The following is a 22,572-nucleotide window of genomic DNA, read 5'->3' as shown; positions in this document are numbered from 1 at the left end:
GCCCCGTTCATTCCCGGCCGGTCACAGAAATGGGAGAGGACGAGATGGCGCCCTCTCCTTGCTTCCCGTCAAATGATGACGTGCGAACCCAATTCCACCACGCGGTTGGCCGGCAGGCGGAAGTAGTCGGAGGGGTTGGCGGCCGCATTGGCGAGCGCGATGTAGAGGCGGTCCTGCCAGTAGGGCATGCCGGACTTGGCATCAGGCACCAGCTTGCGGCGGCCGAGATAAAAGGAGGTCGTCATGATGTCGAACTTCAGGCCGGTCTTGCGCAGCGCCGCCAGCGCCTGCGAGACGTTCTGCGATTCCATGAAGCCGAAGAGCAGTTCCACGCGCGAGAAGCGTTCGGAGATCTGCTCAACCTTGTAGCGTTCCTGCGGCGAGACGCGCGGCTTGTTGACCGTGCGGATTGTCAGAATGACGTTGCGATCATGGAGCACGTGATTGTGCTTGAGATTGTGCAACAGTGCGGCGGGTGCCGAATCCGGATCGCTGGTCAGGAAGATCGCGGTACCCGGAACATGGGCCGGCGAATGCTCGCTCTTGCGCTCGATTGAGCTCACGAACGAGGCAAGCGGAATATCCGTATGACGGGTCTTTTCCGTCAGGATCGCCGTGCCGCGACGCCAGGTCCACATGATGACGGTGAAGGCCGTCGCAATCAGGATCGGGATATAGCCGCCGTCATGGATCTTCAGGAGGTTGGCGCCCAAGAAGATCAGTTCGAGAAGGACCAGCGGCAGCAGCGCAATGATGGCAACCGGAAGCGACCAGTTCCAACGGACGCGGACGAATTCGAAGGCCATGATCGAGGTGACGACCATCGCGCCGGTGACCGAGATGCCGTAGGCGGTCGCCAGCGAATCCGAGGTCTTGAAGCCGAGCACGAGGAAGATGACGCCGAAGAACAGCACCGCGTTGACCGAAGGCACAAAGATCTGCCCGGTATTGGTCTCTGACGTGAAGAGAATTTCCATGCGCGGCAGGAAGCCGAGGTTGATTCCCTGGCGTACGAGCGAGAAGGCGCCCGTAATGACGGCCTGGCTGGCGATGATCGTGGCGCAGGTCGCGAGGATAACGACCGGCAACAGCGCCCACTGCGGATACATGAGATAGAAGGGGTCGGACATCGTTGCCGGATTGCCGAGAACGAGCGCGCCCTGCCCCAGATAGTTCAGCGTGAGCGACGGGAAGACCAGCGCGAACCATGCCCACTGGATCGGGCGGCGGCCGAAATGGCCGAGGTCTGCGTAGAGGGCTTCCGCGCCTGTCACCGTCAGGAAGACAGCGCCGAGAACGACGACGCCATAGAAACCCTCGTGCAGCAGGAAGCTGATGGCATAATAGGGGTTGAAGGCGGCGAGGATGCCGTAGTCATCGGAAATATGAGCGATGCCGGCGGCGGCCATGACGAGGAACCAAAGCGCCGTGATGGGGCCGAAGAATCGTGCGACCGCCCCCGTGCCATGCGACTGCACGACGAAGAGCAGTGCCAGAATTGCCACCGATATGGGCACGATATATTCCGACAGCTGCGGCGTGACGAGCTTGATACCTTCGACCGCTGACAGAACCGAGAGCGCCGGGGTGATCATCGCGTCGCCGAGGAAGAGTGCCGCGCCCATCAGGCCGAGCAGCATCAAAAGCGCTGTGTGGCCATTGGCGGTCTTCATCAGGAGGGCAAGCAGCGACAGCGTGCCACCTTCGCCGTCGTTGTCGGCGCGCAGCAGAAAGAGCACGTATTTGATGGTGACGATGATCGTCAGCGCCCAGATCATCAGGGAAATGAGGCTGATGACCTCGAAACGGGTGAGACCATCATGGGCGACCGGCTTCAGCGCTTCGCGGAACGCATAAAGCGGGCTCGTGCCGATATCCCCGTAAACGACACCTACGGAGCCTAGCGCAAGATAAAAGAGCTTGCGCGGCGTAAGGTTGCGTTCTTGAGAATGGCTTTCTTCAGACATGAAGTAATTACAGGCTCCTCAGAGCCAGCCTTTCCAGCGGAAAAAGAAGAAGGGAATGACGGCGGAGATCACCATGAGGCCCAGCGAGTAGGGATAACCCGCGGCCAGGTGCAACTCCGGCATGAACTCGAAATTCATGCCATAGATGGAGGCGACCAGCGTCGGCGGCAAGAACACGACCGAAGCGATCGAAAAAATCTTGATGATGGCATTCTGCTCGATGTTGATGAGGCCGAGCGAGGCGTCGAGCAAAAATGTGATGTTGCCGGCGACGAAGGACGCATGTTCCGAAAGGGACTGGATGTCGCGCGAAATCGTCCGGCAAAGTTCCTTGGTTTCCTGATCGTGCTGCACGACAGGGATCGTATAGAAGAAGGTGAGAAGGCGCGAGAGCGAGCCGAGACTGTCGCGCAGCTTGCTGATCATGCGGTGATGACCGGCAATGTCCTTCAGCTTCTCTTCCAGATAGTTCGACGGCTTGCGCACCTTCTTGGCGCGGTCACCGAACACGTGCACCGACAGGATGTCCAGGCGGGACACCGACATTTCCAGAACTTCGGCGGTGCGATCGACGATGGTTTCCAGGAGCTTGGCAAGAAGGGCGGCGCCGCTGCGCCACTGCTCCGGTATGCGATGCAGGGCGGCGATGAAGAGTGCGAAGGACTTCGGATGAGCGTAGCGGATGGTCACTAGCTTGTCGCCGGCAAGAATGAAGGCGACATCCGTCAGGGTCGGCGCTTCCGTTTCCGCTTTCCATATCAGCGAAGCGGTCATGTATACGGCGTTATTTTCGACATAGAGGCGGGCTGACGGCTCAATCGCCCTGAGATCGTCACGGGTCGGCACTTCGATGCCAAGGATCGTTTCGACATGCAGTTCCTCCTCGCGAGTCGGCTCGACCATGTCGATCCATACCACATCCGCCGGAAACTCCGGAGGATTGGCAAGATCACGGATCTCGACCGACTTGCAGTTGGAACAGTATGCGGTGATCACAGCCCGCATCTCCGGCGCCGGCAGCGCCCAGCCGTCGTAGCCCTTTTCATCGAAAGTCCTTCCATGCCCACGCGAGCGCGGTGACGCCAGGGCGCACTTGCCATCGATCGTAACGGAAGCGGATAAAGAAAGTTCATACAACTCCGGTCATGTCCGGCCTTATCGGCCGGGTTGCTCCACCGCATCGCAGTCACCAATCCTTCGATCGACAAGTCAACTCCGAATATGCAGGGAGGCCGGAACCTTCATCGACAGGCGGCCATCACAGAGCATTTGCAGACGCGCCATCATGACGCCGGCGCGCATATGAAGCAAAGCCGGAAAATAATCAAGACATCTTACGTGAACTGCGCCCTTTCATCTCATTTCCCCCACAATTCGAGGTGAGCGGCCAAGTGATTCGCACTATTCGAAGACGATCGCGGGTGCCTCACGCTGCGGCTTTTCACCGAGCTGTTCCCAGACCTTGGCAGCGATGGCACGGTAGATGCCGGCAACGACGCCATTCGGATCGGAGGCGACAAGCGGCGTTCCGGCATCCGAAGTCTCGCGGATATTCATGGTCAGCGGCACTTCGCCGAGAAAGGGTACACCGATGCGCTCGGCCTCCCTGCGGGCGCCGCCGTGGCCGAAGATGTCGTAGCGCGTACCGGTATCGGGCGCGACGAAATAGCTCATGTTCTCGACGATGCCGAGAACCGGCACTTCGACCTTGCGGAACATGTTGAGGCCTTTGCGGGCATCGATCAGCGCCAGATCCTGCGGCGTGGAGACGATCACGGCGCCGGCGAGCGGCACCTGCTGGGCCATGGTGAGCTGAGCGTCACCGGTGCCGGGCGGCATGTCGACGACGAGAACGTCGAGTTCACCCCAGGCGACTTCCCGCAGCATCTGCAGGAGGGCGGACTGAACCATCGGTCCGCGCCAGATCATCGCGGTTTCCTCATCGACAAGGAAGCCCATGGACATGACCTTGAGGCCGTAATTCTCCATGGGATTGATGATGCGGCCGTCGATCTGGGTCGGGCGGCCGGAAATCTTCAGGAGGCGAGGCATCGAGGGGCCGTAGATATCGGCATCGAGAATGCCGACGCGAAGACCATTCGCCTGCAGGCCGAGTGCCAGATTGACCGCCGTCGTCGACTTGCCGACGCCGCCCTTGCCCGATGCGACGGCGATAATGGCGCCAATGCCGGGAACACCGATCTTGGCGGTGCGCGGCTGCTGCGGGGCATGGGAGTGGCCGTGATGGCTGTGGTCAGCCTGCGGCGCGGGGCGCGCTGCGGGTGCATTTACGGCGGCCTTCTTGTCTGCCGTCAGCGCCACGAGCGCACCTTTCACACCTGGCATTTCCTTGATCACACGCTCGGCAGCAAGCCGCAGCGGCTCCAGTTCCTTGGCGCGTTCCGCCGGCACGGTGATCGAGAAATAGACCTTGCCATCGGAGATGAAGACATCGGAAACCATGCCGAGTTCGACGATGTTGTGCTCCAGATCCGGCCCGCGCACGGTCTTCAACGTTTCCAGAACCTGTTCCTTGGTGACCTCGGTCATTCCGCCCTCACTGCTTTTTCGTCTTCAGTAAATAGTGGAGGCCAGCAGCTTCGCCAAACAAAATCGGGCGGCAGGCACATCTCGCGTTAAAGGAAAGGCAGCGCGTTCTCTCTCCGTTGCGGTCATCAAGTCCGCTGGGCTCTCGCCCTGATGACCGCAACGGACTCCCCGAGAACCGGCGCAATTCGGGGCGAAGTAGAGCAAGCGGAAAAAAAGGCCAGAAAAAAATGAACGATATCGTCCGGTTTCGGAACAGGGCAAAAGGCGGTTGCCCAAACGCAACAACCGCCGCCGATATCGGAACGCCGGGAGAAAAGCGGCAGCGATATCAGACGGCGGCGTGTCGGTCGCGCCGTTCAGCTGGCGCTGTTTTCAAAGTCCCCTCTGGACCTCTGTTGATAATGATGCACGAAGCATGCCAACTGCGGAATCCGATGAAAAGGATGATAATTGTCAGTCCAGGGCCACCAGCAAAGGGAATGGCGCTCAGATATTGAGCACGGCGGCAGCGACTGACGATATTTTAGGCCGGCAATGCCTACTAATCGGGACTACTTGATGAGGCCGATGCGTAGCGCCTTGGCGACGGCCTGCGTGCGGTTGACCGTATCAAGCTTCTTGGTGGCGCGGTTCAGGTAGTGATTGACCGTATGCTCCGAGAGATCGAGGATTTCGGCAATCTCGGCACTGGTCTTGCCGGCGGCAGTCCAGTTGAGGCAATCAATCTCGCGGTCGGTCAGCGTGTCGGTTATGCGCGTATCGAGATTGCGGATCTCGGCCAGCCGGTCGAAGACATGGATCGCGATATAGCTGAGCTCGCGCATCTCTACCGGGGTGAAAGGCTCGCGATCACCGGCGAAGGAGACTGCACCGCGCGCGCCTGACGGTTCATGTGTAGGAAAATAGGCGCAGCGCATCATCTTGAAGCGTTCGAAAAGGGTTGCAACGACACCTGTCTTGCCGTCGTCACGCGGCCAGTTGGAGCGCGACGTGTCGTGGAAGAAAGGCAGCGTCGACGTACGCAGCCGACGCAGGACCGGGCTGTTCACCATCAGTCCCTCCTGATCGTAGATGGACAGCAGTTCAGCGGGCCAGCTGGTGATGATCGTATTGCCCTGAAGATCGAAGGAGGTAATCGGCGGCAGGTTCAAAACCATGAAAGCCCGGCTGCGATAGGCCTCCGTCACCCGCTTCATGAAGCGGAAAATGTCGAACTGCGTCTTTAGACTGGCGACCTCGTGGACATAGGCGTCTTCCACCGAAGTTTGCGGTAAGCTTGCCATCAGATTTTTTCGCCTTCAACCGGGCTTTGGGTAAACCTCTGGCAGCCTGTGTGGAAAAACGGTCAGGTACAGGGTGGGTTACACAACGCCCGTCAGATCAATAGGATTCAGCCTCGGCGTGCAGCGCGTTCGGCCGGTGAATTGTCGATGATTTCGCGGACGACCCCAGTTGGCGTGATTCGCCGTCAAATCTCAATAACGCACTCATCATAAGCATGCTATGTATACGACGTCCAGCAATGACCGCCGCCAAATCGGTTTCAACGCCTCGGCCCGAGGCGGATGCGCATTTCATCCATGATTTTCCGTGCTGTCATCTGAACCGGAACGGCCCATTCCTGAAGAAGTTCCATCGAGAGCCGGTAAGCGGGACCGGTGACAGAGACCCCACCGATGAAGGAGCGGTCGTCCGACCAGATGGGGGCGGCGACACAGCGGATGCCCGCCTCGTGCTCCTCGCGATCGAAAGCATGACCGGTCGCGGCGATTTCTCCGATCTCCGCCAGCAGGCTTTCAGCGCTCACATGCGTCGCCGAGGTAAAGCAGTTGAAATGCAGACCGGGTAGCAGTTCCTCGATTTTGTCGAGTTGCAGCACTGAGAGGGCCGCCTTGCCGACACCGGTGCAATAACAGGGCGAGGCGTTGCCGATCTGTGAATACATACGCACCGGCTGGTGTCCTTCGACCTTGTCGAGATAGATGATGGAGGAGCCGCGCAGCACGCCGAGATGGACGGTCTCTCCCGTCTCCCGATGAAGGGCGGCCAGATGCGGCGCGGCAATCAGGCGGAATTCGTTGCGCGCCCAGCTTCGTGAGGCGAAGTCGAGCAGCCGGAGGCCCGGCGCATAACGGCCCTCGGCGTCAAGTTCAAGGAGCCCTTCCTCCACGAGATGGCCGAGCTGTCGGTGCAGCGTGCCACGCGGCTGATTGGCAAGTGCGAGGATATCGGTGAAACGCAAGGGGGCATCGGCATGGGTGACGAGGTCGAGCAGCACCATCAGCTTGCCGAGCGTGCCAGTATCACGCGGCGTGACGGTGTCGCGCAACGTGCCTTTGTCATCCGCCTGCGCCATGCTGTCGCCGTTAGAACTCATTGCCCTTCCCACCCTTGACAGGAAAGGCAGCCTAGTCGGATAATTCCATATAGTCAAATTAAGTTCCATATAATGGAATAAATAGCATGCCCGGAGGAGAGACGGTGAGCGCTATGTCTGCACAATTCCCCGAATTCAGGGATCGCACGGTGTTGGTGAGCGGCGGAGGTTCCGGCATCGGCGCTGCCCTGGTCGAAGGTTTCGCAAGGCAGGGTGCAAGGGTTTCCTTCCTGGACATCGCCGAGGCAGAAAGCCGGGAATTGGCGGAACGGCTTTCCAGAGAGACTGAGCATCCCGTCAGCTTCTACCACACCGACCTGCGCGATATCGATGCCATCAGGCGCGCGGTGAACGAGGTTGTCGAAAAGTCCGGGCCGATCCGGGTGCTCGTCAACAATGCCGCCTGGGACGACCGGCACGAATTCGACGATGTGACCGAGGACTATTGGGACAATAATCAGGCGGTCAATCTGCGCCATGTCTTTTTCACCTCGCAGGCGGTTGCCCCTTCGATGCGGGCAGCCGGCGGTGGAGCGATCATCAATATGTCGTCGATCGCCTTCAAACTGAACATGGGTGTCTTTCCCGCCTATGCCGCCGCCAAGGCGGCAGTCGTCGGCCTGACGAAGAGCATGGCCGGAAGGCTTGGCCCTGAGAATATCCGCGTCAACTGCATCCTGCCGGGCATGGTTGTGACCGAGCGGCAGATGAAGCTATGGCTGACGGAGGAAAGCATTGCCCGCTCCGTGCAGGGGCAATGCCTGAAGATCGTATTGAAGCCTGACGCGATTGTCGGTCCGGCTCTGTTTCTTGCATCCGACTGCGCAGCCGGCATGACCGCGCAGTCCCTTATCGTCGATGGAGGCGTTCTCTGATGGCAAATCCCGCTTATGTCGCGGTGGACTGGGGCACCAGCAGCTTCCGGCTCTGGCTTATCGGTGCTGACGGCAGCATTCTTGCCGAGCGCCGCAGCGGCGAAGGCATGACGACGGCCGCCAAGACCGGTTTTTCCCAGGTACTCGAAGGACATCTTGCAGCAGTTGAAGCGCCGGCCAACCTGCCGGTTATCGTCTGCGGCATGGCAGGCGCCCGGCAAGGCTGGGTGGAGGCGGGTTATATCGACGTGCCGACTTCGCTTTCCTCGATTCTGTCAGGTGCGGTCTCCGTGCCCGGCGAACGCCGTGACGTCCGTATTCTGCCCGGCCTTGCCCAGCGCGATGCGGCGACGCCGGATGTCATGCGCGGCGAGGAAACGCAGCTTCTCGGTGCGCTCGGGCCTGACAGCCAGGGCACGCAGGCCGTCTGCATGCCGGGTACGCATTCCAAATGGGTGCATGTCAGGGACGGAAAGGTCACCGGTTTCTCCACTTTCATGACCGGTGAGCTTTTCGACGCCATCACCAAACATACGATCCTCATGCATGCCGTTGCCGGCGCCGAAGACCAGCCGGCCGAGGCCGCAGCCTTCGAAGCGGCGGTTGCAGCCGCCTTCCAGCGACCGGCGCTCGCGTCGAACCTGATTTTCACCGCCCGCTCCGGCCAGCTTCTGCACGGTATTTCGGCTGCCGCGGCTCAAGCCAAGCTCTCGGGTACGCTGATCGGCCTCGAAATCGCTGGCGCGCTGCAGAATGCCGGAAAGGATACGGCCATTACCCTTGTCGCTTCCGGACGCCTGCAGGCGCTTTACGAGCAGGCCTTCCGTACGCTCTCCCTTTCCTTCACCGCCATCGATGCCGATGCCGCCGTTCGCGGCGGGCTTTCGGCCGCTGCCCAAGCCATTTGGCCAAACTGAGCCATCTGGCCGAACTGAGAAAGATACCTCCCATGAACCGTATCCCCTTCCCCGACATGAAGCGTCCGCTCATTGCCATTCTGCGCGGCATCAAGCCCGAGGAGACCCAAGCCGTGGTCGGCGCGCTGATCGAGAACGGTCTAACGGCAATCGAAATCCCGCTGAATTCGCCCGAGCCCTTCAAGTCTATCGAGATCGCCGCCAAGATGGCACCTGACAATGTGCTGATAGGCGCCGGCACCGTGCTGACCACCGGGGCCGTCGACAGCCTGCATGCGGCCGGCGGCAAGCTGCTGGTGACACCGAATGTCGAGCCCGACGTCATCATTCGCGCCCGCGACTATGGCATGGTGACCATGCCCGGCGTCTTCACGCCCACAGAAGCGCTGCAGGCAGCTCGCGCGGGTGCGACCGGCCTCAAGTTCTTCCCCGCCAGCGTTTTGGGACCGTCAGGCATCACCGCGATCCGCGCCATCCTGCCGCCGGAACTGGTAATTGCGGCGGTCGGCGGTGTGTCGGACAAGAACTTCTCCGACTACACCAAGGCCGGCATTCTGGCCTTCGGTCTCGGCACCAGCATTTACAAGCCTGGAATGACTGATGCAGAGGTTGCCGAGCGCGCCAAGGCGACCATCTTAGCCTATGACGCAGCCATAGGAGCATAGGCATATGACTGATATTTATGAATTCGAGGGCAAAACACTTTGTAATACCAATTCGGTTCTCGGTGAAGGCCCCACCTACGATCCCGGCACTAACACGGTCTGGTGGTTCAATATTCTTGGAAAGGAACTGCACGAACTCGATCTTTCGACCGATGAAAAGAAGGTACATTCGCTGCCGATGATGGCAAGCGTGCTCGCCCGCATCGATGCCGGCCGCCAGTTGCTGGCGACCGAAGAGGGGCTGTTCGTGCGCGACGTCGCCAGCGGCAACCTGACCTTTTATGCGGCGCTCGAAACTGACAGACCGGAAAACCGCTCCAATGACGGGCGCACGCATCCGTCCGGTGCGCTCTGGATTGGCACGATGAGCAAGCGCGCCGAGAACCAGGCCGGAGCGATCTATCACGTGGCCGCCGGCAAGGTGACGAAGCTCTTCAGCGGCATCAGCATCCCGAACTCCATCTGCTTTTCGCCCGACGGCACGATCGGCTATTTCACCGACACGCGCCTCAGCCGCCTGATGCGTGTGATGGTCGATCCGCAGACCGGCCTTCCCTCCGGCGAGCCGATCGTCATGGTCGACAGCATGGATGAGCCGGGCGGCCTGGACGGATCGGTCTGCGATGCCGACGGCTATATCTGGAACGCCCGCTGGGGTGCTGGCGTCGTCGATCGCTACAGCCCGGATGGCTTGCGGATCGCCCGCTACAAGGTGCCGGCCGCACAGCCCTCATGCCCGGCCTTCATCGGCGCCAATGCCGATCGGCTGGCGGTGACCACCGCCTGGGAAGGGCTGGATGAGGATGCCCGCTCCACGCAGCCGAGCGCCGGCGCCCTGCTCGAACTCGGCGTTGCCGTGAAGGGCGTTTTCGATCCTGCCTATGTGATCTGAAGCACGAACTGCGGGCAGAGCCGGCAGTCTCGAGGGCGCTCCGATCCGGGGCGCCTTTTTGCTTTTGTGGGCCTATCTCCCGGTAAAGGTTCCGTAAAAACCGTAAAATTTTCCGTGTCTTCGTCCGGAACCAATAAGCAAATCGGTCATTTCACTCTTGAACCGGCGCGGCAGGAATGCCTGAAAAACGGGCGCTGCCACGCCAGGGATCACTCAAGGAACGAAGGTAGGTTCGAAATGACACGCAAACTTCTGACGACCGTTGCCGCTGGCGCACTGTTTGCCACGGCTTTCGCACCGGCGGCATTCTCGCAGACGGCTCCGCAGCCGGCGAACCCTGCTGCCCCGACCCAGTCTGCGCCCGCCGACCCGGCCGCCCCGGCCCCGGCAGAGCCGGTCAAGCCGATGGCGCCCGCAGGTGATGCCGCACAGGCTCCGGCCCCGGCACCGAGCACTGATACGGCTCAGGCAGGTGGCGACAGCTATCTGACGCAGCAGGCCGCGGACCAGATCAGCGCCAACACGTATATCGGCCAATCGGTCTATAACGGCAACAATGAGAGCATCGGCAGCGTCAATGACCTGATCATGAAGAAGGACGGCGGCCTTGTTGCAGCCGTGATCGGTGTCGGCGGCTTCCTGGGCATTGGCGAAAAAAATGTCGCCGTTCCGATGGAGAAGGTAACCGTTGCGCAGAATACGCAGGACGGCTCCGTCAAGCTGACGACCACAGAAACCGCCGAATCCCTGAAGGCAGCTCCGGAATTCAAGACGCTGGCCATGCAGTCAGCTGAAAAGGCTCCGGCAGCAACCGGCACTGCCCTGCCGACGGACAATACGTCGACAGGTTCGACGACCAACAAGTAATCCGTACGGAGAGTAGAGCGTAAGCGATGGCGTCCCATGGGCGCCATCGTTTCTTTGCTTCTGCCGCTATGCGCTCGCGCGTTCGGTTGCGCTTGTGTCGTAATAATAGTTCTCGTGCAGGAAGCGCAGTGTAGCGATGCCATCGGCCGGCCGGCCGAAATGATAGCCCTGCCCCATGCCGCAGCCGAGCATGCGCAGCTTGACCGCTTCCGAATAATCCTCGATGCCCTCGGCCACGACTTCCAGCTCCAGACCTTCGCACATGGCAAGGATCGCCTTGATGATGTGCTCGGAGGCGCGGTCGGAATTGATGCGCGAGACGAAGGCGCGATCGATCTTGATCTTGTCGAAGATGAAATCGCGCAGGCGCCCGAGGCTCGACTGGCCGGTGCCGAAATCGTCAAGCGAGATGCGCACGCCGGCGGCCCTCAGATCGGCGATGATCCGGTGCGCGGTGTCGGCAGAGCTCATGACAGCCGTCTCGGTGATCTCAAGCTCAAGACGATGCGGGTCGAAACCGACGCGGCCGAGGATCGACAGAATGCTGCTGCTCGTGCCCGGATCCATGAGCTGGGCCGAAGACAGATTGAAGGACAAGAAGAGTTCTCGCGGCCAGGAGAGTGCGGCTTCCGCAGCCTTGCGCAGCAAGGCTTCCGACAGGGCATCGATGAAACCGCGCTCTTCGGCGAGCGGCACGAAGACGCCAGGCGAGACGAAGCCGAGATCGGGATCGTTCCAGCGGGCAAGTGCCTCGAAGCCCACCACCTGGTTGTTGGCGAGCGAGACGATCGGCTGGAAATGCACGTCGATTGCGTCGGAGATGATGGCGTTTCGAAGCGCTTGTTCGAGCTGGGTCGCCCGTTTCATCTCCTGCGCTATCTCGCGCGAATAGACGGTGATCTGACCGCGGCCGCGGCGCTTGGAACGATAGAGTGCGGTTTCGGCACTCTTCAGCAGCTCCTCGCAATCCTCGCCGGCAAAGGGATAGATCGCAAAGCCGAAGGAGGCTGAAAGGCGCACGTTGCGGTCGCCGAGATCGTAGGGAGCCGACAGCACCTCGCGGATCATCTGGCCGAACTTTTCCGCACTGGCGCGCTCGAAGATCAGCGGCAGGACGAAGGCGAACTCGTCGCCGTCATGACGGGTGACCACCGCACCATCCGGAATGCAGGCTTTCAGACGATGAGCGACCTGGCACAGGATTTCGTCACCGGCGGCGGAGCCGAAGAGATCGTTGATCGGCTTGAAGCTGTCGAGATTGGCGATACCGATGGTGAAGGGCGCAGGATCGCTGGCCCGCTCGGCAGAAATCTGTATCACCTTGTCCCGCATGCGATTGCGGTTTCCCAATCCGGTCAGCGGATCGGTATAGGCCATAGACTGGAGTTCGCTTTGACTCACAGTCGTGAATGGTACTTCCGCCGACACCATCACTCCAAACCCAGGGTTTTCCTCCACACCGTGGTGAAGATGACGGGCAAATCTTAACAATTCGATAGTAAATCGGCGGGACTACAACCCGAAGCATTCCCAAATTCTGGGGAGTTGACGGATATTTTATTTAGACCTGCGCCTTAAGCGGCTCATCTATCAGGTGTTTCTGAAATACCGTTTCCAGGATGTCGGGGCTGACCGGTTTCATGATGACGTCATCCATTCCGGCCTTGGCGCATTCCGCTCGATCGCGCTCGAAGGCCTGTGTCAGCACGCCGATAATCGGGGTTCGCGTGCCCTGCCCCTCTTCCATCTGGCGAATGAGGCGCGACGCTTCAAAACCGTTGAAGACCGGAAGCGAAATATCCATCAGCACGATCTGTGGCCTGTGTTCGGCCCAGAGACGAACGACCTCTTCGCCGGTCGCTGCGATCCGATGGCGGTAACCGAGACCTTCGAGGATCTGCGTGAAGACGATCTGGTTGATGTCATTGTCCTCGGCGACGAGAACCTGCAAGCCTACGGTTTCTTCAGTCGTGGTGATTTCCCAGTCGCCTTCAGTGCCGCCGCCACGTCCGCTGCGGTTGAAGTGGCGGGCGATCTGGAAGGTCAGCTCGTTGGCGATCTGGAAGCCATCCATGACGAGGGCGGGAATGCCGTATTGTTCGGTGAGCTCCAGGCAGCGCATGCCCATCTGGTTATCGATGATCAGAAGATCGAGCGAGATGCCGGAGGAGCTGGCAATCTCGAGGAAACGTTCCTCCTCATCCTCGCCACGGACCGAGCAGGCCTCGAAGCCGTATTTGGCGAGCGTGCGCAGCGCGGCAGCCTCGGCGGCGAGATCCGAGGTAACGACGAGGATCTTTCGGCCGGAGAAGTTTTCCGGAACGATCGCCTCCATCGCCGCAGGCTCGCGACGCTGCGATGCGCTCGGCACCGGCACATAGGCGCGGCGGTAGGTCTGGTTGCTGGAGGTGGTGATCTCGGAGGCCTGATTGAATTCATCGAGATCGTCGCCGTCGCGCGGCAGGTCTTGCATGGTCGAGACGAGAAAATAACGTCCAGGCTTGCCGATCCTGTGCTTGCGGCTGACGATGTCGCGCTCGGTGCCGTCGCGGGCAATTTGGCGCTGGCGGGAGACCGACATTTCACCGGTTTCCAGTACGTGACGGTCGCTTTCCTCGAAGCGCGTGGCAATGTCAGGCGAAAACAGATCACCGCTCTTGCGGCCAAGAACCTCGTCCGCCGTCGTCTGGTACTTCTCGCAGAAGGCTTTGTTGACGGCGACGTAGGCGAGGTTGCGATCCTTGACGAAGAGCGGGAACGGCAGATGGTCGAGAATGTCCTCGGTGAGCTGTACGCGCTCCAGGTCGTAGCGCCACTGTTCCTCTCGCTTCCGCGCCTCAGAAATATCGGAGACGATAGTCACGCCGTAGCCGTTCGGCAGGCGGCGCTTCAAAAAGCGCACCCAGCGGTCGGCGCCGTGGCGCTCGACGGATTCGAAACGTTCGCGCCAATGGGAGGCGATGCGCTGAGACAACCAGTCCTCGCGACTGAGCGAACCCGGTTGATGCACGAGGGTCTGCTCGCGAAAGCCTGTGTCGTAGACCGCACTCAGGAAATCACGAAGCCGGGTGCCCGGTCGAAGCACATCCTCAGGCACCGGAAAGAATTCCATGACCTGATGGCTGGCAAAGATAAGAAGATCGTTGCGATCATAGATGACGAACGCAGCAGAAAGACTATCGCATACCGCATCGAAAAGCACCGTCTGAAGGTCAGCCTCAGGCGGCAGTGCGTCACTCGCAGATGATGTGTCCGCCTTTTCGAAGCCGGCACTCATTCCTTCACGTCCCACATCTATCCGATTTTCGCAGTTTCGCAGGTGTATGAATAAAATGCCGTTTTTGTCTTAAGAGCCGCTTAACGGTAATGACCCCCAAATTTGGGGGAGAAGCCTCCGGTGTCCTCTCACAGGCTAATGAAAACCCTTTCCTCGGGGCCGCGAATCCTCGAAAATAGGGATATGGCCATCAGACAGCTCTCCGAAACGCTCATCAACCAGATCGCCGCCGGTGAAGTCATCGAACGGCCGGCGAGTGCTGCAAAAGAATTGATCGAAAACGCGCTCGACGCAGGCGCCACCCGTATCGAAATCGCAACCGCCGGCGGCGGCAAGGCGCTGCTGCGCGTAAGCGACAACGGTGCCGGCATGGATGCCGCCGATCTGGAACTTGCCGTCAAGCGGCACTGCACCTCGAAAATATCGGAGACGCTCGACGACATTCGCACGCTCGGTTTTCGCGGCGAAGCATTGCCGTCCATCGGTTCGGTGGCGCGGCTCAGCATCGCAAGCCGCAGGCGTGATAGCGCGGCCGGCAACGAAATTTCCGTTGCCGGCGGCAAGATCGTGCATCTGCGCCCGGCAGCCGGCAATCCGGGAACGATCGTCGAAGTGCGCGACCTGTTTTTCGCGACGCCGGCGCGGCTGAAATTCCTGAAGACGGAGAAGGCGGAAGCGGCGGCAATCACCGAGATCGTCAAGCGCATAGCGATCGCCTTTCCGGGTGTGCGCTTCGTGCTGTCAGGCCCCGACCGTTCGACGCTGGAATTTCCGGCAACCGGCGAGGATCATCTGGCGCGCATGGCGCAGATACTCGGCAAGGACTTCCGCGACAATGCCATCGCCATCGACGCCGAACGCGAGGATGTACAGCTGACCGGCTTTGCCGGCGTGCCGACCTTCAACCGGGGCAATTCGGCCCATCAATATGCCTTCGTCAACGGCCGCCCCGTGCAGGACAAACTCATCCTCTCAGCGATCCGCGGCGCCTATGCCGAAACGATCCCGGCCGGCCGTTATCCGGTCGCGGTGCTTTCGATCACGCTCGATCCGGCGCTGGTGGACGTCAATGTGCATCCGGCGAAATCCGACGTCCGCTTCCGCGATCCGGGACTGGTGCGCGGGCTAGTCGTCGGCGCAATCCGCGAAGCACTTGCCCGTGACGGCAGCCGGGCGGCAACGACCGGCGCAAGCGACATGCTGCGCGCCTTCCGCCCCGGTTTCCAGGCTGCACCACAGCGGCCGCAGGCACCATGGTCGGCGGCAACCTCCCCATCCCGGCCGTATCAGCCGAGTGCCGGTTTCGGCGAGAGGCCGCAAGCTTCCTTCGACGGGCTCGTCCATCCGACGGCCCGTTCCGAACCGGCTTTCCAGCCCGCACCACAGCCTCTTGCCGCTGCTGCCGCCGAACCTTTGGCGCGCTATCCGCTCGGCGCTGCCCGGGCGCAGATTCACGAAAACTATATCGTCGCCCAGACCGATGACGGCATCGTCATCGTCGATCAGCACGCGGCTCACGAACGGCTGGTCTTCGAAGCCATGCGTAAGGCCTTACACTCCAAGAGGCTCGCCTCGCAGGTGCTGCTGATCCCCGAAATCGTCGACATTCCCGAAGAGGATTGCGACCGGCTGATCGCGCATGCCGAGGAATTTTCCGAGCTTGGCCTTGCGATCGAACGCTTCGGGCCGGGCGCCATTGCCGTGCGCGAGACGCCGGCCATGCTCGGTGAAGTGAATGCGCAGGGCCTCATCCGCCAGCTTGCCGATGAGATCGCCGAATGGGATACGGCCTCCGGTCTCACCACCAAGCTCGAATATGTGGCGGCGACCATGGCCTGCCATGGCTCGGTGCGATCAGGGCGACGGCTGCGGCCGGAAGAAATGAATGCGCTTTTGCGCCAAATGGAAATGACCCCAGGCTCCGGCCAGTGCAATCACGGACGCCCGACCTATATCGAACTCAAGCTTGCCGATATCGAGCGGCTGTTCGGCCGGAGCTGAAAAAGCTGGCAAAACGGCTTCTCGGGGAGTATGGCAGACAGATGACAGACTGCAGGGAATGGAGCGCATGAACTTGTTCGAAGGACACGGAAACCGCGAGGCGAAGATCCGTTATCTCGACGGCGATTTCCAGATTCTGTCGCCCGGCTCCTATGTCGTCTGCGCACTGACAGGCAAACAGGTCCCGCTCGACGAACTTCGCTACTGGAGCGTGGCGCGGCAGGAGCCCTATGTCGATGTCGCCTCCGCACTGGAAGCCGACCGGCGCGCCGGCGTTCTGCCGACCCAACGCTAAGTTTTTGCCTTTGCCTCCTTGAGCCTCCGCTCACGGCAGGCTTCAAAGGCTCGGTCGATGATGAGACCGGGGGCGAGCGGGTCGGTGAAGGCCATTTCCACCTCGATGACATGGCAGCGGGCCGCAAGCTGCTCCGCCTTGCCGTGATGGCCGGCGAGACGCACGAAATCCTTCGACGTCGTGACGATCGTCAGGTTCTGCTGGTCTGCGGTCATCAGGAGACCGTCGATCTCTTCCTCGCTTAAATGCTCGTGATCGCCGAAGGAGGTCGCGACCTCGATGGTCGCTCCAAGCGAACGGACCGTGCGGAAGAATTTTTCCGGATCGGCAATACCGGCAAAGGCGAGCACTTTGAGCCCCTCCAGATAATTCTCGCCGGGCACTTTCAGCGCGGCGGTAAAATAGGGCTTGGCAGCGCGCGCCGCGATACGGACGATACGGTCAGCCGCATTGCCATCTCCGACCTTCAGAAGCGCGGTCGCCTGGCGCAGTTGCAGGCGAACCGGCGCACGCACCGGGCCACCCGGCACGATATGGCCGTTGCCGAGACCGCGCGTCGCATCGATCACCAGAAGCGCGTAGTCGATTGCGAGCCGCGCACTCTGGAAACCATCGTCCATGATAATGAAATCGGCACCTTCTTCGACGAGCCTCACAGCACCATCGACACGCCTGCGGGAGATCACCGTCAGGGCTTCCTGCGCCAGCAACAGCGGCTCGTCACCGACAGCGACCGCGCGGTGGTGGGTAGGATCGACGACGGTGGTGACATCCAGCAAGCCGCCGTGACCGCGGCTTAAGAAACCGGGCTTGAGACCCTTGGCTTTGGCGGCACGGGCAATGGCAATTGCCGTCGGCGTCTTACCGGCGCCGCCGACCGTGAAATTACCGACGCAGATGACGGGGATCGGAACCGAGGCGCGGCGCGCATGGACCATGCGGTAGCCCGCCACACGACCATAAAGGAAAGAAAGGGGCGACAGAGCCCATGCCTGCCAACCTGCCCGCCTCCACCAGAAAGGCGGCGCTTCGGATATCATGATGCCGTCCCGTTTCCCTTGCCCTCACCCCCAGGCGAGGTCTCACAAAATCGACCGGGGCGGATTGAGAAGCCAAAACGCGTGAAAATGCAAGTCTTTGCGCGTCAGGCCAGCTGCAGATCCGGCAGCAGGGCTTCGATGTGGGTGATGTCATCGAAAACATGATCGGCGGAGGCGGAGAGTGATTCACGCGAGCCGGTGCCGGTCAGAACCGCGATCGTCAGGCCGGTTTTTGCATTCCTGCCCATATGAAGATCGTGATTGTTGTCGCCGACCATAGCGATCTCTTCCGGCTGCAGGCCCGTCGCAGCGCAGAAGCCGAGCACCATGCCGGGCTCAGGCTTGCTGCCGAAGCCGCTGTCGTAGCCGGCGATGTAGTCAACATAGTCGGAAATGCCGAAGCGCTGGGCCGTTTGGCGGATCGAGCGCTCATTGTCGCTGGAGGCGATGCCGAGCTTGAAGCCACGGCTGTGCAGGCGTCCAAAGAAGGCTGCGAGATCGGTGACCGGCACAGAGAATTCTGCGGCATTGGCAAAGAGATTGTCGAGCTTGATCGTCAGCTCGATCACATCGAGTTTTGAGCCGGCGGCAACGAGGCCTTCCGCGATCTGGTGGGTATTGCCGGCAGCAAGCAGGCTGTCGGGAACAATATGGCCCGTGACGGGGTCCATGCCGCATGCGGCAAGCAGGTGATCGGCGAGCGCCGCGTCGCCTTCGGCGGCGATATGAGCAAGCTCGCGGTTTACTGGCAGCCAGCTTTCATCATAGTCGAGCAGCGTACCGTCCTTGTCGAAGAGGATGCCCCTGATCTTCGCCTCTGCAGACATGACCGCTCCTCAGGCCTGCGCCACGGCCTTCGGCAGCAGACGCGCCTTCACCGTCAGCGGATTGATATAGGGCTCCAGCCCCTTCAACGTGGCGCTGAGCGCGCCGCGCATTTCATGCACGGCCGCAATACCGGCCTGGATCATCTTGCCGCGCGCCTCGTCATTGGTCAGCAGGTAATGCACGCCCTTCGCCAGCATCTCGGTATCACGCACCATGCGGGCGCTGCCGCTGCGCGCGAGCTTCTGATAGGCCTCGCGGAAATTCTGCACATTGCCGCCCGAAAGGATGGCACAGCCGAGCATGGCCGGCTCGAGCGGGTTCTGGCCGCCCTCGGCAAAGAGTGAGCGGCCGACGAAAGCCACTTCCGTCAGGCGTAGATAAAGGCCCATTTCGCCGATCGTATCACCAAGGAAGATATCGACATCCGGGGTCAGAACATCGTCACGCGTACGGCGAGCGACCTTCAGACCCTGCTTGACGAGGGCTGCCTCGATCTCGTCAGCGCGCTCGGGGTGGCGCGGCACGATAATGGTCAGCTGTTTGTCACGGTCGCGCAGCGCCCGATGGACGATGCCGGCGGCATTTTCCTCGCCGTCGAAGGTGGAGATCGCCGCCCATGTCTTGCGGTCGCCGATCTGCTTCTTATAGCGGGCGAAAACAGCGCTGTCATAGGGCGGAGCGTCGGTATCGACCTTCAGGTTGCCTGAGGTGATGACCGGTACAGCGCCGAGATCGCGGAAACGCTCTGCATCCAGATCTGACTGGGCAATGACGAGCGCCAGATTTTCGAAGAGCGCCTCGGCAAGCGACGGGCGGCGGCGCCAGCGGGCGAACGAGCGGTCGGACATGCGGGCATTGACGAGGATCTGCGGAATGCGGCGACGACCAAGTTCAAGCACGGTCGCGGGCCAGATTTCGGATTCGGCAATGATGGCGCAATCCGGCTGCCAGTAGTCGAGGAAACGGCCGACAGCAGGTTTCAGGTCGAGCGGCACATATTGATGGATCGCGTCATTGCCGAGACGTTCAGCTGCAAGCCTTGCCGAGGTGATGGTGCCCGTCGTCAGGATGACATGGATGTCGCGGCGGCGGATTTCACGGATCAGGGGAATGACAGCGTTGGTTTCGCCAACGCTTGCGGCATGAAACCAGACAAGCGGGCCTTGCGGCCGATTGGCGCTCGCATAGCCGAAGCGCTCCAAACGGCGGGCGCGGTCTTCCTTGCCCTTGGCCGTGCGGTAGGTGATGTAGAGGCCGACGACCGGCGACGCCACAGTTCCCGCCAGACGGTACGCGTTCAGACCGATCCGCGCCATCCGGGAGCTCATTCAGCAGACCTCCGACCTATGCAGATCGACATCAATCCATTTCCCTAATTATCGTTGCGGCCGCAATGACCGATCAATTTGTTCAGAATGCGTCGATCAAGGGCAAGGAACCGATGCGCAAAGGCCTCCGCTGTGGACAGCGGAGGGCCAGCGGCTTGCTGCTAGGGCTCACTTGCTCCCAGTCGTATCCTGCGGATCGAGCAGACGATGCATGTGGACGATGAAATAGCGCATATGCGCATTGTCGACCGTTTGCTGCGCCTTGGCCTTCCAGGCCGTCAGTGCCGTGGCATAGTCGGGGAAAATACCGACAATATCGAGATCCCCAAGATCCCGGAACTGGATGCCTTCAAGGTTTTCGAGTTCGCCACCGAAGACGAGGTGCAGGAGCTGCTTTTTACCGCCGGAGTCCGTCATTTTTATTCTCTTTCTGCCTATTCTCCTCCGGCCCTTCATCTGAGGGATTTTGACGGAAACGTCAACCGTCTCTTAGCTGAGTGAACAAGTCCAGATATTCACGGAGACGCGGGACAGGCGAAGCGCAGAGCGCCTCGTGGCTGACTTTCTCTCTATTATAGGTTGTCGGGTGACCCGAGAGGTCGACGAGACCACCGCCGGCACGTTCGAGAATAAGATCGGCTGCCGCAATATCCCAGTCGTGGGCATTCCGCCCGACAAACGTCGTGTCCAACCGGCCATCGGCCACCATGGCGATGCGGTAGGCGAGCGAGGGGATATATTTGACGCGTTCGCTGCGTTCACGAACCGCCGCCGGCAGAATCTTGAACAGCTCCTCGCTGACGGCAAGCTGGCTGAGATCAGCTTCGCCGCGCGTGGAGACGGAAATCGGCTCGCCGTTTTTCAGCGCAGGGCCGCCTTCCATCGCTTCGTAGAGTTCATCGAGCGCCGGCGCATAAAGCGCGCCCGCAACGGGACGGCCGCGATGGACGATGCCGACGCTGACGCACCAGAGATCCTTGCCGGCGAGGAATGCCCTGGTACCATCGATCGGATCGACGATGAACAGCGTCTCGTGTTCCAGACGGCCGGCATCGTCGTCGGTCTCTTCCGACAGCCAGCCATAGTCCGGCCGCGCCCCGCGCAGGATGGTTTCAAGCGTTTCATTGGCGGCGAAATCGGCGGCGCTGACGGGCGAGCGTTCCTCATTCTTCCACCAGACTTCCGGTGACTTGTTGAAGAAGCCAAGTGCGACGGCGCCCGCCTGTCTTGCGGCATCGGCGATCAGTGCGAGATCGCTCTGCCAGCGGTTGTCCGTGTCGCTCATCGCGTCGATCCGTTCGTCAGCGGCCGGCAAGCGTCATGCCTTCAATGGCGAAGGTCGGAGCCGCCACACCGAATTTACGGTCGATGTCGTTAGCGAGCGTCAGCCGCATGAACATGTCCTTGAGGTTGGAGGCGATCGTCACCTCCGATACCGGGAAGGTGAGTTCGCCGTTTTCGATCCAGAAACCAGTCGCGCCCCGGCTGTATTCGCCGGTTATCATGTTGACGCCCTGGCCGATCAGCTCGGTCACATAGAAACCGTTGCCAACGCTGCGGATCAGCTCTTCCGGCGAAATGTCGCTCGGCTCCAGCGCCAGATTGGTCGAGGCAGGCGTGACAGAGGTGCCGCCGCGCACGCCGCGGCCATTGGTTTCCAGACCGCCGATCTCGTTTGCGGTGGAGGTCGACAGGAACCAGTGCTTGAGTACCCCGTCCTCGATCATGACCAGCCGCTCGCCGGAAACGCCCTCGCCATCGAAGGGACGCGAGGATGGGCCGCGCACGATCAACGGATCGTCGGTGATCGACAGGCCCGCTTTCAGCACCTGCTGGCCCATCTTGTCGCGCAGGAAACTCGTCTTGCGGGCAACCGACGCACCATTGATGGCGCCGGCAATATGGCCGACGAAACCACGAGCGATGCGGGGATCGAAGATGACGGTAATACCCTTGCCGGTCGGCACCTGCCGGGGATTAACGCGTTTGATGGCGCGCTCGCCGGCCCTGCGGCCGATCTCGGCGGCATCGTCCAGTTCGGAATAATAGAGGCGGCTGTCGAAATCATAGTCGCGCTCCATGCCCGTGCCTTCGCCGGCAATGACGCTGACGGAGTTGCCGAAGCGCGAAGCCATATAGCTGCCTTCGAAGCCATGCGAGGTGGCGAGCACCAGCCCGCCCATTCCGGCAGAGGCGCCAGCGCCGGAGGAATTGGTGACACCTTTCACTGCAAGAGCCGCCGCTTCGGCGGCAAGAGCCGCTTCCCGCAACTGATCGGCGCCGACTTCGGTCGTGTCGAGAAGCTGCAGGTCGGGATAGGTTTTTGCGAGCCTGTTCTCATCGGCGAGGCAGGCAAACGGATCTTCCGGCGAGACCTTGGCCATGGCGACGGCGCGTTCAGCCAGCGCCTGCAGGTCGAAACCCGGATTGGCGGAAACGCTTGCCACCCGCTTGCCAACGAAGACACGGAGCGAAAAGTCGTCGCTCTCGGAGGACTCCGTGCCTTCGACCTTGCCCAGGCGTACGCTGACCGATTGAGCGCGCGAGCGAACGACGACAGCGTCGGCGGCATCAGCACCTGCCTTTTTCGCCAGATCGATCAGTTGACTTGCACGGGAAAGAAGTGTCGAGGAATCGATTTCAGAGGACATGATTTGGCCTTTCCTTCCCGTTCCATTTATTGTGCACTCCCG

At 60.9% G+C, this 22,572-nt stretch carries 20 protein-coding genes; 7 read left to right on the top strand and 13 right to left on the bottom strand.

What is annotated here, in order from left to right; genetic code table 11:
• Positions 1-68: 68 nt before the first annotated feature.
• The 5 genes from AB4Z13_RS32250 to AB4Z13_RS32230 form a co-directional block, all read right to left on the bottom strand.
• Positions 69-1,967: a potassium transporter Kup gene (locus AB4Z13_RS32250; RefSeq protein WP_113321865.1), complete on the bottom strand. Its 1,899-nt coding sequence runs from the start codon at positions 1,965-1,967 to the stop codon at positions 69-71.
• Positions 1,968-1,985: 18 nt separating this feature from the next.
• Entirely contained in the window at positions 1,986-2,963 is a 978-nt protein-coding gene (locus AB4Z13_RS32245; RefSeq protein ID WP_113321888.1) for a magnesium transporter CorA family protein, read from the bottom strand.
• Positions 2,964-3,368: 405 nt separating this feature from the next.
• Positions 3,369-4,517 (bottom strand): Mrp/NBP35 family ATP-binding protein, encoded by a 1,149-nt coding sequence (locus tag AB4Z13_RS32240; protein ID WP_439014200.1) that lies wholly within the window; start codon positions 4,515-4,517, stop codon positions 3,369-3,371.
• Between the two features lie 551 nt (positions 4,518-5,068).
• The gene (locus AB4Z13_RS32235) at positions 5,069-5,800 is read right to left on the bottom strand and encodes a LuxR family transcriptional regulator (RefSeq protein ID WP_439014199.1); all 732 of its coding nucleotides are present in this window, start codon (positions 5,798-5,800) and stop codon (positions 5,069-5,071) included.
• 260 nt (positions 5,801-6,060) lie between these two features.
• On the bottom strand, positions 6,061-6,894 hold the full coding sequence (locus tag AB4Z13_RS32230) for an IclR family transcriptional regulator (RefSeq protein ID WP_442207735.1): 834 nt from the start codon (positions 6,892-6,894) through the stop codon (positions 6,061-6,063).
• Between the two features lie 113 nt (positions 6,895-7,007).
• Here AB4Z13_RS32230 and AB4Z13_RS32225 point away from each other — a divergent pair, with 113 nt between their 5' ends.
• From AB4Z13_RS32225 to AB4Z13_RS32205, 5 genes are all read left to right on the top strand, one after another.
• Positions 7,008-7,769: an SDR family NAD(P)-dependent oxidoreductase gene (locus AB4Z13_RS32225; RefSeq protein ID WP_439017175.1), complete on the top strand. Its 762-nt coding sequence runs from the start codon at positions 7,008-7,010 to the stop codon at positions 7,767-7,769.
• The gene (locus AB4Z13_RS32220) at positions 7,769-8,686 is read left to right on the top strand and encodes a 2-dehydro-3-deoxygalactonokinase (RefSeq protein WP_439014197.1); all 918 of its coding nucleotides are present in this window, start codon (positions 7,769-7,771) and stop codon (positions 8,684-8,686) included. Before AB4Z13_RS32225 ends, AB4Z13_RS32220 begins: the two co-directional genes overlap by 1 nt.
• A gap of 32 nt (positions 8,687-8,718) precedes the next feature.
• Positions 8,719-9,351, top strand: coding sequence for a 2-dehydro-3-deoxy-6-phosphogalactonate aldolase (locus tag AB4Z13_RS32215; RefSeq protein WP_439014196.1), 633 nt, complete (start codon positions 8,719-8,721; stop codon positions 9,349-9,351).
• A 4-nt stretch (positions 9,352-9,355) separates the two neighbouring features.
• Positions 9,356-10,243 carry an SMP-30/gluconolactonase/LRE family protein gene (locus AB4Z13_RS32210; protein WP_439014195.1) on the top strand — a complete coding sequence of 296 codons (888 nt, stop codon included), beginning with the start codon at positions 9,356-9,358 and terminating at the stop codon, positions 10,241-10,243.
• A gap of 237 nt (positions 10,244-10,480) precedes the next feature.
• Positions 10,481-11,110 carry a PRC-barrel domain-containing protein gene (locus AB4Z13_RS32205; protein ID WP_007814252.1) on the top strand — a complete coding sequence of 210 codons (630 nt, stop codon included), beginning with the start codon at positions 10,481-10,483 and terminating at the stop codon, positions 11,108-11,110.
• Positions 11,111-11,176: 66 nt separating this feature from the next.
• On the opposite strand, the gene AB4Z13_RS32200 is transcribed toward AB4Z13_RS32205, so the two are convergent.
• Both AB4Z13_RS32200 and AB4Z13_RS32195 read right to left on the bottom strand, forming a co-directional pair.
• On the bottom strand, positions 11,177-12,544 hold the full coding sequence (locus AB4Z13_RS32200) for a putative bifunctional diguanylate cyclase/phosphodiesterase (RefSeq protein WP_439014194.1): 1,368 nt from the start codon (positions 12,542-12,544) through the stop codon (positions 11,177-11,179).
• Positions 12,545-12,671: 127 nt separating this feature from the next.
• The gene (locus tag AB4Z13_RS32195) at positions 12,672-14,387 is read right to left on the bottom strand and encodes a response regulator (RefSeq protein ID WP_439014193.1); all 1,716 of its coding nucleotides are present in this window, start codon (positions 14,385-14,387) and stop codon (positions 12,672-12,674) included.
• Between the two features lie 183 nt (positions 14,388-14,570).
• Between AB4Z13_RS32195 and mutL the strand changes: the two genes are divergently transcribed.
• Both mutL and AB4Z13_RS32185 read left to right on the top strand, forming a co-directional pair.
• The gene (gene mutL, locus AB4Z13_RS32190) at positions 14,571-16,388 is read left to right on the top strand and encodes a DNA mismatch repair endonuclease MutL (RefSeq protein ID WP_439014192.1); all 1,818 of its coding nucleotides are present in this window, start codon (positions 14,571-14,573) and stop codon (positions 16,386-16,388) included.
• A 67-nt stretch (positions 16,389-16,455) separates the two neighbouring features.
• Positions 16,456-16,683: a DUF2093 domain-containing protein gene (locus tag AB4Z13_RS32185; RefSeq protein ID WP_439014191.1), complete on the top strand. Its 228-nt coding sequence runs from the start codon at positions 16,456-16,458 to the stop codon at positions 16,681-16,683.
• Here AB4Z13_RS32185 and lpxK read toward each other — a convergent pair.
• The 6 genes from lpxK to AB4Z13_RS32155 all read right to left on the bottom strand — a co-directional run bounded on the left by lpxK (position 16,680) and on the right by AB4Z13_RS32155 (position 22,530).
• On the bottom strand, positions 16,680-17,723 hold the full coding sequence (gene lpxK / locus AB4Z13_RS32180; protein WP_439014190.1) for a tetraacyldisaccharide 4'-kinase: 1,044 nt from the start codon (positions 17,721-17,723) through the stop codon (positions 16,680-16,682). The genes AB4Z13_RS32185 and lpxK overlap by 4 nt on opposite strands.
• A 104-nt stretch (positions 17,724-17,827) precedes the next feature.
• Positions 17,828-18,550, bottom strand: a complete 723-nt coding sequence (locus AB4Z13_RS32175) for an HAD family hydrolase (protein ID WP_439014189.1) — start codon at positions 18,548-18,550, stop codon at positions 17,828-17,830.
• Between the two features lie 9 nt (positions 18,551-18,559).
• The gene (gene waaA, locus AB4Z13_RS32170) at positions 18,560-19,879 is read right to left on the bottom strand and encodes a lipid IV(A) 3-deoxy-D-manno-octulosonic acid transferase (RefSeq protein ID WP_310378567.1); all 1,320 of its coding nucleotides are present in this window, start codon (positions 19,877-19,879) and stop codon (positions 18,560-18,562) included.
• 168 nt (positions 19,880-20,047) lie between these two features.
• Positions 20,048-20,296, bottom strand: a complete 249-nt coding sequence (locus AB4Z13_RS32165) for a DUF4170 domain-containing protein (RefSeq protein ID WP_007814234.1) — start codon at positions 20,294-20,296, stop codon at positions 20,048-20,050.
• 61 nt (positions 20,297-20,357) lie between these two features.
• Complete coding sequence (locus AB4Z13_RS32160; RefSeq protein ID WP_439014188.1) at positions 20,358-21,164, bottom strand: 3'(2'),5'-bisphosphate nucleotidase CysQ; 807 nt, start codon at positions 21,162-21,164, stop codon at positions 20,358-20,360.
• A gap of 16 nt (positions 21,165-21,180) precedes the next feature.
• Positions 21,181-22,530 carry a TldD/PmbA family protein gene (locus AB4Z13_RS32155; RefSeq protein WP_442207734.1) on the bottom strand — a complete coding sequence of 450 codons (1,350 nt, stop codon included), beginning with the start codon at positions 22,528-22,530 and terminating at the stop codon, positions 21,181-21,183.
• Positions 22,531-22,572: the final 42 nt, after the last annotated feature.

Origin of the sequence: Rhizobium sp. YAF28, assembly GCF_052113285.1 — a bacterium.
Classification (GTDB): Bacteria; Pseudomonadota; Alphaproteobacteria; order Rhizobiales; family Rhizobiaceae; genus Rhizobium.
This window is presented reverse-complemented; position numbering and strand designations above follow the sequence as displayed.

What these genes read in the sequence shown, in the direction of transcription:
- AB4Z13_RS32250 (WP_113321865.1), bottom strand. Translation starts at nt 1,967, where the DNA reads ATGTCTGAAGAAAGCCATTCTCAAGAACGCAACCTTACGCCGCGCAAG.
- AB4Z13_RS32240 (WP_439014200.1), bottom strand. Translation starts at nt 4,517, where the DNA reads ATGACCGAGGTCACCAAGGAACAGGTTCTGGAAACGTTGAAGACCGTG.
- AB4Z13_RS32235 (WP_439014199.1), bottom strand. Translation starts at nt 5,800, where the DNA reads ATGGCAAGCTTACCGCAAACTTCGGTGGAAGACGCCTATGTCCACGAG.
- AB4Z13_RS32230 (WP_442207735.1), bottom strand. Translation starts at nt 6,894, where the DNA reads ATGAGTTCTAACGGCGACAGCATGGCGCAGGCGGATGACAAAGGCACG.
- AB4Z13_RS32225 (WP_439017175.1), top strand. Translation starts at nt 7,008, where the DNA reads ATGTCTGCACAATTCCCCGAATTCAGGGATCGCACGGTGTTGGTGAGC.
- AB4Z13_RS32220 (WP_439014197.1), top strand. Translation starts at nt 7,769, where the DNA reads ATGGCAAATCCCGCTTATGTCGCGGTGGACTGGGGCACCAGCAGCTTC.
- AB4Z13_RS32215 (WP_439014196.1), top strand. Translation starts at nt 8,719, where the DNA reads ATGAACCGTATCCCCTTCCCCGACATGAAGCGTCCGCTCATTGCCATT.
- AB4Z13_RS32210 (WP_439014195.1), top strand. Translation starts at nt 9,356, where the DNA reads ATGACTGATATTTATGAATTCGAGGGCAAAACACTTTGTAATACCAAT.
- AB4Z13_RS32205 (WP_007814252.1), top strand. Translation starts at nt 10,481, where the DNA reads ATGACACGCAAACTTCTGACGACCGTTGCCGCTGGCGCACTGTTTGCC.
- AB4Z13_RS32195 (WP_439014193.1), bottom strand. Translation starts at nt 14,387, where the DNA reads ATGAGTGCCGGCTTCGAAAAGGCGGACACATCATCTGCGAGTGACGCA.
- mutL (WP_439014192.1), top strand. Translation starts at nt 14,571, where the DNA reads ATGGCCATCAGACAGCTCTCCGAAACGCTCATCAACCAGATCGCCGCC.
- AB4Z13_RS32185 (WP_439014191.1), top strand. Translation starts at nt 16,456, where the DNA reads ATGAACTTGTTCGAAGGACACGGAAACCGCGAGGCGAAGATCCGTTAT.
- lpxK (WP_439014190.1), bottom strand. Translation starts at nt 17,723, where the DNA reads ATGATATCCGAAGCGCCGCCTTTCTGGTGGAGGCGGGCAGGTTGGCAG.
- AB4Z13_RS32175 (WP_439014189.1), bottom strand. Translation starts at nt 18,550, where the DNA reads ATGTCTGCAGAGGCGAAGATCAGGGGCATCCTCTTCGACAAGGACGGT.
- waaA (WP_310378567.1), bottom strand. Translation starts at nt 19,879, where the DNA reads ATGAGCTCCCGGATGGCGCGGATCGGTCTGAACGCGTACCGTCTGGCG.
- AB4Z13_RS32165 (WP_007814234.1), bottom strand. Translation starts at nt 20,296, where the DNA reads ATGACGGACTCCGGCGGTAAAAAGCAGCTCCTGCACCTCGTCTTCGGT.
- AB4Z13_RS32160 (WP_439014188.1), bottom strand. Translation starts at nt 21,164, where the DNA reads ATGAGCGACACGGACAACCGCTGGCAGAGCGATCTCGCACTGATCGCC.
- AB4Z13_RS32155 (WP_442207734.1), bottom strand. Translation starts at nt 22,530, where the DNA reads ATGTCCTCTGAAATCGATTCCTCGACACTTCTTTCCCGTGCAAGTCAA.